This window comes from Pseudomonas sp. 1176_21 (assembly GCF_052850635.1).
Genome location: NZ_VXCV01000004.1, coordinates 183,353 through 195,731, shown reverse-complemented (window position 1 = coordinate 195,731; position 12,379 = coordinate 183,353). Strand labels below are relative to the sequence as shown.

General features: G+C 63.4%; 7 protein-coding genes and 2 tRNA genes. 2 read left to right on the top strand and 7 right to left on the bottom strand.

What is annotated here, in order from left to right:
• Window positions 1-30: 30 nt before the first annotated feature.
• Window positions 31-1,929, top strand: a complete 1,899-nt coding sequence (locus FW760_RS11720; RefSeq protein ID WP_058541506.1) for a potassium transporter Kup — start codon at window positions 31-33, stop codon at window positions 1,927-1,929.
• Window positions 1,930-2,003: 74 nt separating this feature from the next.
• Here the strand turns inward: FW760_RS11720 and FW760_RS11715 are convergent, their stop codons facing one another.
• The 4 genes from FW760_RS11715 to FW760_RS11700 all read right to left on the bottom strand — a co-directional run bounded on the left by FW760_RS11715 (window position 2,004) and on the right by FW760_RS11700 (window position 6,448).
• Entirely contained in the window at window positions 2,004-3,296 is a 1,293-nt protein-coding gene (locus FW760_RS11715) for a virulence factor family protein (protein WP_043864256.1), read from the bottom strand.
• Window positions 3,296-5,938 carry a bifunctional lysylphosphatidylglycerol flippase/synthetase MprF gene (mprF, locus tag FW760_RS11710; protein ID WP_058541507.1) on the bottom strand — a complete coding sequence of 881 codons (2,643 nt, stop codon included), beginning with the start codon at window positions 5,936-5,938 and terminating at the stop codon, window positions 3,296-3,298. Before mprF ends, FW760_RS11715 begins: the two co-directional genes overlap by 1 nt.
• 224 nt (window positions 5,939-6,162) lie before the next feature.
• Window positions 6,163-6,239: transfer RNA gene (locus FW760_RS11705), tRNA-Met, on the bottom strand.
• Window positions 6,240-6,371: 132 nt separating this feature from the next.
• A tRNA-Met gene (locus FW760_RS11700) sits at window positions 6,372-6,448 on the bottom strand.
• A gap of 220 nt (window positions 6,449-6,668) precedes the next feature.
• Between FW760_RS11700 and dinB the strand changes: the two genes are divergently transcribed.
• The gene (gene dinB, locus FW760_RS11695) at window positions 6,669-7,733 is read left to right on the top strand and encodes a DNA polymerase IV (protein ID WP_043864254.1); all 1,065 of its coding nucleotides are present in this window, start codon (window positions 6,669-6,671) and stop codon (window positions 7,731-7,733) included.
• Window positions 7,734-7,778: 45 nt separating this feature from the next.
• Here the strand turns inward: dinB and FW760_RS11690 are convergent, their stop codons facing one another.
• From FW760_RS11690 to FW760_RS11680, 3 genes are all read right to left on the bottom strand, one after another.
• Window positions 7,779-8,726, bottom strand: a complete 948-nt coding sequence (locus FW760_RS11690) for a lipoprotein (protein WP_043864253.1) — start codon at window positions 8,724-8,726, stop codon at window positions 7,779-7,781.
• 20 nt (window positions 8,727-8,746) lie between these two features.
• Complete coding sequence (locus FW760_RS11685) at window positions 8,747-10,462, bottom strand: proline--tRNA ligase (protein ID WP_043864252.1); 1,716 nt, start codon at window positions 10,460-10,462, stop codon at window positions 8,747-8,749.
• A 166-nt stretch (window positions 10,463-10,628) separates the two neighbouring features.
• Window positions 10,629-11,903: an OprD family porin gene (locus FW760_RS11680; RefSeq protein WP_043864251.1), complete on the bottom strand. Its 1,275-nt coding sequence runs from the start codon at window positions 11,901-11,903 to the stop codon at window positions 10,629-10,631.
• Window positions 11,904-12,379: the final 476 nt, after the last annotated feature.

Below are 12,379 nucleotides of genomic sequence, written 5' to 3'. Positions count from 1 at the left end.
GCCTCTGGGTCTTGGTTGCGGGAGTGGTTGATGGTTCAGGCAAGCAGTCAGGCCAATGCCGGGCATACGGCGGCAAAGCCGCTGAGCCTGCTGGTGGCGGCAGTCGGGGTGGTATACGGCGATATCGGTACCAGCCCCTTGTATACCCTCAAGGAAGTCTTCTCCGGCGGCTATGGGGTGCCGGTCAACCATGATGGTGTGCTGGGCATCCTGGCGTTGATCCTGTGGTCGCTGATCTGGGTGGTGTCGATCAAGTACGTGCTGTTCATCCTGCGCGCGGACAACCAGGGGGAGGGTGGCATCATGGCCCTGACCGCGCTGGCCCGACGAGCGGCTGCACCTTATCCCAGGTTGCGTGCGCTGCTGGTGGTGTTCGGCTTGTTCGGTGCGGCGCTGTTCTATGGCGACAGCATGATCACCCCGGCGATTTCGGTGCTGTCGGCGGTCGAAGGCATGCAACTGGCGTTCGATGGCATCGATCACTGGGTGATACCGGTGGCGCTGGTCGTGCTGGTGGCGCTGTTTCTGATCCAGAAGCACGGTACCGCGCGCATCGGCATTCTGTTCGGGCCGGTGATGGTGGCCTGGTTCGTGGTGCTGGCGGCCCTGGGCGTGCACGGCATCATCCAGCGCCCCGAAGTGCTGCAGGCGCTCAACCCGATCTGGGCCGTGCGCTTCTTCATCGTCCACCCCGGCATGGGCGTGGCGATTCTGGGCGCCGTGGTGCTGGCGCTGACCGGGGCCGAGGCCTTGTACGCCGACATGGGGCATTTTGGCCGCAAGCCGATCGCGCGGGCCTGGTTCGCGCTGGTGCTGCCGGCGCTGGTGCTCAACTATTTCGGTCAGGGCGCATTGCTGCTGGAGAACCCCGAAGCGGCACGCAACCCGTTCTACCTGCTGGCCCCCGGCTGGGCGCTGGTGCCGCTGGTCGGGCTGGCCACCCTGGCCACCGTGATCGCTTCCCAGGCGGTGATTTCCGGGGCCTTCTCCCTCACCCGCCAGGCCATCCAGCTTGGTTATGTGCCGCGCATGCAGATCCAGCACACCTCCAGCGACGAGCAGGGGCAGATCTACATCGGGGCGGTCAACTGGTCGCTGATGGTCGGGGTGATCCTGCTGGTGCTGGGCTTCGAGTCCTCCGGCGCGCTGGCGTCGGCCTATGGCGTTGCGGTAACCGGGACCATGCTGATCACCACCATCCTGGTGTCGGCGGTGATGTTGCTGCTGTGGAAGTGGCCACCGCTGCTGGCGGTACCGGTACTGCTGGGCTTTCTGTTCGTCGACGGGCTGTTCTTTGCCGCCAACGTGCCCAAGGTGCTGCAGGGTGGGGCATTTCCGGTGCTGGCAGGGATTGCGCTGTTCATCCTGATGACCACCTGGAAGCGCGGCAAGCAGATCCTGGTGGAGCGCCTGGATGAGGGCGCGTTGCCATTGCCGGTGTTCATCGCCAGCATCCGCGTGCAGCCGCCGCACCGTGTGGAAGGTACGGCGGTGTTTCTGACCGCGCGTTCGGACGCGGTGCCCCATGCGCTGCTGCACAACATGCTGCACAACCAGGTGCTGCACCGCCAGGTGGTGTTGCTCACCGTGGTCAACGAGGATTCACCGCGGGTACCGCCACAGCGGCGTTTCGAGGTGGAGGGGTATGGCGAGGGGTTCTACCGGGTGATCCTGCATTTCGGCTTCATGGACGAGCCGGACGTGCCGGCGGCGTTGAAGCTGTGTCACCTGGACGAGCTGGATTTCAGCCCCATGCGCACCACCTACTTCCTCAGCCGCGAGACGGTGATCGCATCCAAGCTGGTGGGCATGTCGCGCTGGCGTGGGGTGCTGTTTGCCTTCCTGCTGAAGAATGCCAACGGCAACCTGAGGTTCTTCAACCTGCCATTGAACCGGGTGATCGAGCTGGGTACGCAGGTGGAGATCTAGCGGGAGCTTTCGCCGCCAAGGCGGCTCCTGCAGGATGCGATCCGTTGCAGGAGCCGGCCTTGCCGGCGAGGCTTCTACTGTTCAGCGACGCTGGACTTCCCCTGGCGCGTTTCGATCTCGCTGATCAGGCGCTTGGCCAGGGCCGGGTAGTTTTCGTCGAAGTGGTGCCCGCCGGGCAGCTTCACGCGCTCACCCACGGCGGTATGGTCGGTGCAGCCGCTTTCATCGGCCTCTTCTTCACCATAGATGCACAGCACCTTGCTCGGCGGCATCCTGGCCATCTCAGGCCCGGTTGGCGCCTCTTTGCCGGCATTGCCCAGCCAGCCCTCGACCTCGATCTCGAAACTGCCACTGCGCGCGAACGCCAGCAGAATCACCGCATCGATGCGCTTCTGGTCTTCGGGTGGCAAGCGGTTGTAGATCGCCGGCAGCACGTCGGCACCGAATGAATAGCCGGTCAGTACGAAGCGTTTGGTGCCCCACTTCTGGCGGTAGTGCTGCATCAGCTCGGACAGGTCGACTGCGCTCTGCTCCGGTGTCTTGTGCTGCCAGTAGTAGCGCAGGGTATCGATGCCCACCACCGGGTAGCCCAGCTTGGCCATCTCGCCCGCCACGTCGCGGTCAAGGTCGCGCCAGCCGCCATCGCCGGACAGGAACAGCGTCACGGTGTCGGTGGTCTGGCCGGCCGGCACTTCCACCACCGGAATGCTCAGTGCATTGCCATCCACGCCCAGCAGGGCCTGGGTCAGTTGGGCCTTGAGCACCTGGGGCAGGTGGATGTCGTAATCGCTGATGCTGGTCTGTGCATTGGCCTGGTCGCGCACGAAGGCGGCGCTGGCGTCATCCGGGTTGTCGTTCCAGGCCACGTTCCAGTGACCATGGGCGGCCGACTTGGGCAGCGCGGCGCTGCAGCCGGGCTGCTCGATGCTGAACCCCACGGAGATGGCCTGGGCCTTGTCGTTGGTCTGCCCGGCCAGCCAGCTCCAGGCCAGCCCGGCTCCCGGGCCGATGCCGGCAACCAGCGTCGGCGTGCCCTGCAACTGTTGCAAGGCCTGCTGCAGCGCCTGCTGCTGCAGGTTGCAGTCGCTCGGCGGCAGGATCACCTGTACCAGCTGGGCGCGGGCACTCTGGCTCAGGTCGATCAGTTGCTTGTCGCTCAGGGCCTGGTCCTGCGGCACGGCCACGGCCACCAGGTCCTTGCCTCGCGTGCTTGGGGTAACCCGCACCAGGCTGCTGCCATCGGCCAGGGTCAAATGTTCAAGGTGCGGTTGCGGGGCAGGGCGGGCCCACAGCCAGAAGCCCAGGGCCGCCGCGAGCAGGGCCAGCACCAGGGCGGCCAGTACATGAAGCCAGTAGCGTCGAATCATCAGCGTTTCACCAATCCGGTCAGGCCGCCTGCAATCAGGGCGGCGGTATCGGCCAGGGCCACCAGGGGATCGAGCCCGGCGGGTACGGCCATGTAACGGGGTTCCCAGTCAGGCTGGAACTTGTCTTTGAAGCGGCGCAGGCCCTGGAAGTTGTACAGTTGCTCGCCGCGCTGGAACACCATCGAGCCCAGGCGCTGGGTCAGAGGTGCGCCGCGACGCGGCTGCAGCCCGGACAACGGCACCATGCCGAGGCTGAAGCGCGCATATCCATGCGTCTTGTAGTGTTGGATCAGGCCGATCATCAGAAACTCCATGGTCAGCTTTGGTGCTTGCGGGTGCGCGCGCATCAGGTCCAGGCTGGCCAGCTCGCGGCTGTGGGTTTCGAGCAGGTTGGCAAAGGCCACCGGCTGGCCCTGGAAGCGAATCAGCGCGATGCGGAAGTGCTGCAGGTACTCTGCGCTGAAGCGGCCCAGCGAAAAGCCTTTTTCGCGCACGTTCTTGCCTTCGAGCCAGGCATCGGAAATCACCTTCAATTCCTCGAGCGGGGCTTGCCCGGGCTCGTGGATCTCCAGGCTCAGGCCGTCGCGCCCGCCGCGGTTCCAGGTATAGCGCAGGTCTTTCATCTCCTTGCCCTTGGCGTCGAGGTCGAAGCGCAGCAGGTCCACGCGGGCCTCTTCGCCCAGCTTGATCGCGGTCAGGCCGATGTCCATATAGAAGGGCAGGTTCTCGGCACGCACCTGGTAGAACACCGGTCGAGCGTGATGGATATCGCACAGGTCGCGAAACTGCCAGATCATCTCGGCGCGGCGCTGGGCCGGGCCGATCGGGTCGTACAGCGCCACCAGGCTGCGCCCGCGGCGGGCGTACATCAGGAAGGCGTCATCCTGAGGGTGGAACAGCAACGCCTTGTCGCCGGTCAGCGCCAGGCCGCCATCGGGCTGGTCGGAGCTCTGCAGGATGCGGTTGGCCCGTTGCAGCTCGTCACCTGTAGGCAGGTGGATGGTCGGGCGTGCGGTACGCAGCAGCCAGGTCAGTGCAACGATCACCAGCAGTACCGCGCTACCGAGCAATGAGCGCAGCCCGCGCGGGGCATCGGCGTCCAGGGTGAACTGCCACCACAGCTGGTGGCTGTAGGGCACGTCCTGGTAGGCGAACAGCAGCAGCCACACCGACGCGCCGATCACACAGGCACTGGCCACCACGTAGACCGGCGAGAAGGGCAGCTCGAGCAGTCGACTGGGCCGGTAGAATGAACCGCGGAACACTGCCAGCAGGCAGGCGGTAAGCGTCAGCAGGCTGGCCTCTTCCCAGTCGAAGCCCTTGAGCAGCGACAGCAGGGCGCCGACCAGCAGCAGCACGGTGGTGAGTATCCAGGCTGCCGACAGGCGCCGCCGCAGGCCCTGGGCCAGCAGCAGGCACAGCACGCCGATCAGGCTGGCGCCGAAGTGCGAGGCATCGATCAAGCGGTGCGGCACCAGGAAACCCAGGTGCTCCAGGCGCGTGTCGATTTCGGGCGTGGCCCCGGAGAACAACAGCACCACGCCCGACAGGAACACCAGAATCGCCAGTACCGGTGCGGCAAGCCCGGAGGCCACCTTCATGGCCTGGCGCGCGAACAGAAAGCGCTTGGCTTCACTGGCCAGCAGGACCACGCAGGCCACCAGCAGCGGCAGCACGACATAGATCAGGCGGTACAGCAGCAGCGCAGCGGCAAGTGGCGCAGCCCCCAGCTGGTCGGCGAAGGCGGCCAGCAGGATGGCCTCAAAGACCCCGACCCCGCCGGGCACGTGGCTGAGCACACCGGCAGCCAGGGCCAGCAGGTACACCAGCAGGAACGCACCGAAGGGCGGAGCCTCGGGCAGCAGCAGGTACAGCACCGTGGCGGCGGCGGCCACGTCCAGTGCGGTGATCAGCAGCTGCAGCAAGGTCAGGCGCGCGCCCGGCAGGCGCAGTGTGCGTCGGCGTATGCGTACCAGCAGGTTGTCGGCCAGCGGCTGTTCCGGCAGTCGACGCCGGTACAGCCCGTAGGCCAGGGCCATGCTCAGGCCCAGTACCGCGACGGCGATGGCTGCCAGTACCGGGGCCGGCGTGCGCAGCGCCATGGCCGCGGCGGGCAGGTTGCTCAGGGTGGCCAGCGCTGCCAGCGGCGGCAGCGCGCAGCCCAGCGACAGGCTGGCAAACAGCGTCATGCGGGCCACTTCGGCACCGCCTATGCCGTGGCGGGCGTACAACCGGTAACGCACCGAGCCGCCGGACAGCAGCGACAACCCGATCGCGTTGCCGATGGCGAATGCACAGAAGCCGCCCATGGCCAGGGTGGCTGAAGGCAGCCGGACCCCGGCATAACGGCTGGCTGACCATTCATAGCCCAGCAGGATGACAAAGCCTGCGACCGTGGCCAGCAGTGCACCGGCCAGGGCGGGCTTGGGCACACTCAGCAGCGAGTCGTGCAGGGCATAGATATCCAGCTCGCTGAGCAGATGGCGACAGGCAATCAGGGCGATGCCGAACAGTAGCAGGGTGACCGCCAGGCCGATCGGCTGACGATACCGGCTGAGCAGTTCCAGCCAGCGCAGGCGATGCGGGGCGATGGGCTGGGCGGCGCTAACGGGGGTTTCTGCTTCGGGCGTTTGTGGGCGCATCAATCACCTTTTTGGATTGCGCGCGACTGGACGATGTATCCGACCAAGTTACCAATCCCTATGGAAAAATAATGTCTGAATCTTACTCGCGATCATGCCGATCCGCGCCCATCAGGATAGTTAAAGAAGTTTCATGCTGCCGCAAGGGCATGGAGAGGAGGGGAAGGTATTTTTCGCCAGACGCAAAAAAGGCCACTTTTTTCAAAGTGGCCTTTTCTGTTGTTTGGTTGCGGGAGCCGGATTTGAACCGACGACCTTCGGGTTATGAGCCCGACGAGCTACCAGACTGCTCCATCCCGCGTCTGTGGGGCGGATTCTACAGCGTATGGAGATGCTGTCAATGCTTAATTGTTGATTTACAACAAAAACCTGCTATGGGCCAAACAGCGCCCAACAAAAAAGGCCACTTTTTCAAGTGGCCTTCTCTGATGTATGGTTGCGGGAGCCGGATTTGAACCGACGACCTTCGGGTTATGAGCCCGACGAGCTACCAGACTGCTCCATCCCGCGTCTGTGGAGTGGATTCTACAGATATCTCAGAACGTGTCAACCGCTAAAATCCAGAAATCCTTTTTTGTTCAATTGCTTAGCGTTTGTGATCTGGCTGCGGGCGCGCTAAGGCGGGGGCTGCAGGGCATTTGCCCGGGGTGACGGGTGCAGGGTGCAGGGTGCAGCCGGTGGTGACGAGTGAGATACTGCGCGTACGAATCAACGGTGTTAACGGTCATCCATGTCCCAACGCAAGATCATCCACATCGATTGCGACTGTTTCTACGCAGCCATCGAGATGCGCGACGACCCGCGGCTGGCCGGCAAGCCTCTGGCCGTGGGTGGCTCGGCCGACCGGCGCGGGGTGATTGCTACCTGCAACTACGAAGCGCGGGCCTTTGGCGTACGCTCTGCGATGTCGTCGCACCACGCGTTGAAGCTGTGCCCCGACCTGACCATCGTCAAGCCGCGCATGGATGCCTATAAGGAAGCCTCGCGGGAGATTCACAACATCTTCCGCGAGTACACCGAGCTGATCGAGCCATTGTCGCTGGATGAAGCCTATCTGGACGTATCCGACAGCCCGAAGTTTTCCGGCAGTGCCACGCGCATTGCCGACGACATTCGCCGGCGGGTGTCCCAGCGCCTGCACATCACGGTATCGGCGGGGGTGGCGCCCAACAAGTTCCTGGCCAAGATTGCCAGTGACTGGCGCAAACCCAACGGCTTGTTCGTGATTACCCCGGCACAGGTGCAAGACTTCGTCGCCTGCTTGCCAGTGACCAAGCTGCATGGGGTTGGCAAGGTCACGGCTGACAAGCTGGGGCGCCTGGGCATTGTCGATTGCAAGGATCTGCGCGAGTGGGACCGCCTGGCCCTGGTCCGCGAGTTCGGCAGTTTCGGCGAGCGTCTTTACGGGCTGGCGCGCGGCATTGACGAGCGGGTGGTGCACAACGACAGCCGGCGCCAGTCGGTGAGCGTTGAGAACACCTACGACAGCGACCTGCCGGACCTGGCCAGCTGCCTTGAAAAACTGCCTGAACTGCTGGAATCGCTGGGCGGTCGCATGGCCCGGATCGACGACAGTTACCGGCCGGGCAAGCCGTTCGTCAAGGTCAAGTTCCATGACTTCACCCAGACCACCCTGGAGCAGGCGGGGGCGGGGCGTGATCTTGAAAGCTACCGGCAACTGCTCAGCCAGGCTTTCGCGCGCGGCGCCAAGCCGGTCAGGTTGCTGGGAATTGGCGTGCGGTTGCACGACTTGCGCGGGGCGCATGTTCAGCTGGAGCTGTTCACGCCCGAGTGAAACGCCAGGCATCGTGGTCGATGCCTGGCGTTCATGGGGCTGGAGCTACTTCGCGCCGGGGTCTGCCACCAGGCGGCCGGCATCCCTGGTCAGCGCCTTGAGAAACTCCTGTTGCAGCTCCGGATCATTGCGGGTCAGCTCGATCAGGCTCTGTTCCAGCTCGCTGGCTTCCTCTTCCAGGCCGAGTTCGGACAAGCGCTTGACCCGGTGCACCCACTCGCTCACCTCGTCGTCTTCAAGGTCGTCGTAGATCAGCTCATGGGCTTCGACCAGTTTGCCGCGCAGCGTTGGGCTGAGCAGCAGGCTGGCGTCGGCACGCACGTTGTTTTCTTCATCGGCCACGGCCAGGTGCAAGGTGCCCACCTGGGTCAGGTTCTGTTCGGTGAACGGGCTGTCGAGCAGGTTCAGGCGCAACACACCATTGCGGTCGGTGGTCAGCTCGTGGGTGAGCTTGCCAGCCTTGACCTCGACCGGGCGTTCGCCCCACGGCAGGCTGGTGTACTCCTGGCGTTTGTCCTTCTGCACTTCGCTGATACTGGCCAGGTTCTGTTGTGCGCGGCCGTTGGACTGCACGTTCATGAACGGGTTGAGCCCGGCCACGCCATAGCTGAGCCAGTCATGGGTCACGCTGTCGGGCAGGTTGCCCAGTGCGAACACGTTGACCACATTGGCGCCGATACCGGCAACCACGGCCACTGCGCCCAGCGGGATCTCGTAGATTTCGCGCCAGGGTTGGTAGGGCGTGTAGCGATCATAACGACGGGTCACTTCGAATTCGGTGACTTCGAAGTTCTTCTGTTCGTGAACGCGCACGCGCCGTTGCGGCAGCTCGAGTACCTTGGGCTCTCCGACATCGATCTGCAGGCTGTGCTCGAGCAGCTTGCGCTCGATCCGCTCCTCATGCTCGCTGCGCTGGGACATCTGGTTGGCGCAGCCGCTGAGCAGCACGGCGCCGCACAGGGCGGCGCCTCCGAAGGTGATTCGCTTGAACATGGCTACTCTTGTGTTGGCTATCAGCGACGAATACGGGCTTGCAGGAACGACAGCACCTCGGCCACGGGCAAGGCCTGGGCCTCGCTGTCCTTGCGGTACTTGTATTCCAGGTTGCCTTCGGCCAGGCCCCGGTCGCTGACCACGATGCGGTGCGGGATGCCGATCAGTTCCATGTCGGCGAACTTGATCCCCGGGCTGGTTTTCTTGTCACGGTCGTCCAGCAGCACTTCGAAACCGGCGGCTGTCAGCTCGGCGTAGAGCTTGTCGGTGGCTTCGCGCACTTCAGCGGTTTCGTAGCGCAGCGGTACCAGGGCGATCTGGAATGGCGCGAGGCTATCGCTCCAGATGATGCCCTTGTCGTCGTAGTTCTGCTCGATGGCAGCGGCGACCACGCGCGAAACACCAATGCCGTAGCAGCCCATGGCCAGGGTCACCGGCTTGCCGTTCTCGCCCAGCACCTGGCACTTGAGTGCTTCGCTGTACTTGGTGCCCAGCTGGAAGATGTGCCCGACTTCGATGCCGCGCTTGATCATCAGCGTACCCTTGCCGTCCGGGCTCGGGTCGCCGGCTACCACGTTGCGCAGGTCGGCGATTTCCGGTACGGGCAGGTCGCGCTCCCAGTTCACGCCGAAGTAGTGCTTGTCGTCGATGTTGGCACCGATGCCGAAGTCGCTCATGAAGGCCACGGAACGGTCGATGATGCACGGCAGCGGCAGGTTCAGCGGGCCCAGGGAGCCGGCGCCGGCGCCGATGGCGTCGCGCAGTTCGGCGTCGCTGGCCATCACCAGCGGGCTGGCCACCTGTGGCAGGTTGGCAGCCTTGATTTCGTTGAGTTCGTGGTCGCCACGGACGATCAGGGCAATCAGCTTGCCTTCTTCGGCGGCATGCACGATCAGGGTCTTGACGGTGCGCTCGATCGGCACGCCGTAGTTTTCGACCAGGGCGGCGATGGTTTTCGCGTCCGGGGTATCGACCAGGCGCAGCTCCTCGGTGGGGGCAGGGCGCACGGTTTCCCGCGGGATTGCTTCGGCCTTCTCGATGTTGGCGGCGTAGTCGGAGCTGTCGCTGAAGATCACGTCGTCTTCACCGGACTCGGCCAGCACGTGGAATTCGTGGGACCAGCTGCCACCGATCGAGCCGGTGTCGGCCTGCACGGGGCGGAAATCCAGGCCCAGGCGGGTGAACACATTGCAGTACGCCTGGTGCATGCGGTCGTAGGTTTGCTGCAGGGACGCCTGGTCGGCATGGAAGGAGTAGGCATCCTTCATGATGAACTCGCGACCGCGCATCAGGCCGAAGCGCGGACGGATCTCGTCGCGGAACTTGGTCTGGATCTGGTACATGTTCAGTGGCAGCTGTTTATAGCTGCTCAGCTCGTTGCGCGCGAGGTCGGTGATGACCTCTTCGTGGGTAGGCCCCACGCAGAACTCGCGACCATGACGGTCCTTCAGGCGCAGCAGCTCGGGGCCGTACTGCTCCCAGCGGCCGGACTCCTGCCACAGTTCAGCGGGCTGAATGGCCGGCATCAGCACTTCCAGGGCGCCTGCGGCGTTCATTTCCTCGCGTACCACGGCTTCGACCTTGCGCATCACGCGAAGGCCCATCGGCAGCCAGGTATAAAGGCCGGATGCGAGCTTGCGGATCATGCCGGCACGCAGCATGAGCTGGTGGCTGATGACGACCGCGTCGGAAGGGGTTTCTTTCTGTGTGGCGAGCAAATATTGACTGGTGCGCATGGTAGGCCGTTGTCGGTTGCTTAACTGAAATGACCCCGCATTGTACGGGGGCGATTCGGTGACGTATAGGATGGTGGCGCGGGAAACTGCGCCAAGTGCATCAACACAAAAGAAAAAGCCCGGCAGGGCCGGGCTTTTTCGAGCTGGGGTCCGTGAGCCGGAAGGCTTACAGGATGCTCAGCGGGTACTCGACGATCAGGCGCAGTTCGTCGATCGAAGGCGACGAGTTGTTGTACACCGCATCGCTGGAGCGGTAGGTGGCCTGGCGAACGCGGAAGCTCAGGTCTTTGGCCGGGCCTTCCTGCAGTACGTACTTGGCTTCGATGTCGCGTTCCCACTCTTTGCCGTTGTTGCCGGAGGAAACGTTGGCATCGGTACCACGGATGTAGCGGGTCATGAAGCTCAGGCCCGGTACGCCGAAGGTGGCCATGTTGATGTCGTAGCGAGCCTGCCAGGATTTCTCGTCTTCGGAGTTGAAGTCCGAACGTGCCACCGAGTTGGCCAGGAACACGGTACCGCCGCCGTCGACGCCGTAGGCGTAGCCGCCGTCGCCGCTGATGCGCTGGTGCGCCAGGGTGAAGGTGTGCGCGCCGATGGTGTAGGCGGCGGACAGGCTGAATGCACGGCTGTCGATCTTGTCGCCGTCGTAGGCTTTTTCCAGCGCGGCGCCGGTGCTCTTGGTGTTGTAGAAGTTGAAGTCGAACACCAGGCCCTGCTCGTCGTTGATCGGCAGGCTCCAGTTCACGTTGGCGTAGTATTTGCGCCAGTAGTCTTCGACCTTGGAGTAGTAGAGGCTGGTGCTGAGCTCGTCGCTGAACGCGTAGGTGCCGCCCAGTACGTCGGCCTTGGTCAGGTGGATGCCGCCGTCACGGTTGGTCTGGTCTTGTGCGGTGATGCTGGTGAAGCGACCGGCGTTGAGCGTCAGCCCCTTGATTTCGTTGCTGGTGATCAACGCGCCCTGGGCCATTTCAGGCAGCAAGCGGCTGTCGTCGGTGGCCAGCACTGGCAGCGAGGTGAACTGGTCACCCACTTTCAGGACGGTGTCGGAAATCCGGAACTTGATGGCTGCGCCGCCTTTGGAGTAGTCGTCCTGCGAGCGTTCGTCGGAGCCGGTCGGGAACAGGCCGGTGCCGGCAGTGCCCTTGCCGCCGTCCAGTTTCAGACCCAGCATGCCGATTGCGTCGACGCCGACGCCGATGGTGCCTTGGGTGAAGCCCGACTCGAAGGTGCCGATGAAGCCTTGGCCCCACTCTGCAGCGCGGCTCTGCTCGGTGTTGGGGACGTTGCGGTAGTCACGGCTGAAGTACAGGTTGCGAAGTTTGACGTTCAAGCTGCTGTCTTCTACAAACCCCTTGGATTCATCCTGAGAAGACGCCATGGCCAGCTGCGAGGTGCCTGCCGCTACGGCCAGGGCGATTATGCTCCACTTCATCACGCGCATCGTGATTTGCTCCTTTGGTTTTGGAAGATTACGGCCTTGCCCCCTGGTTTTTTTATGGGGCGGCTCTTTCTTTTTTGAGTCGGCGAAATGTATATCACGCTGACTGTCGTTGGCGATACTTGCGAAAGGAACCTTTCATTAACTTTATGGTCCCGTCGCAAACGGTTAAATCCCTGTCGCAAATTACGCCCCGGCATGACCGGTGCGTTCAACTACAGCGCTGTTTCGCAGAGCAGCAAAGGCAGCGCAATCACGCCAAGCCTTTGATGCCAAAACTCCCTGGTTGCCCTTGCAGCTGTTGTTATTTGTCGCACTTGGCTTGCTTATGCAGGCGCCATGCCGACGTTGGGCAGAGATGAATGCAACAAGCGTGCTCAATTGCGCTGTGTGTTGATGAAATTTTCACATTTCGTCGGCCGAAGGGCGCGTGGTGCCCGAAAACCGGGGGTGTACAGATCTTTTGGTTTGAGGGTCGA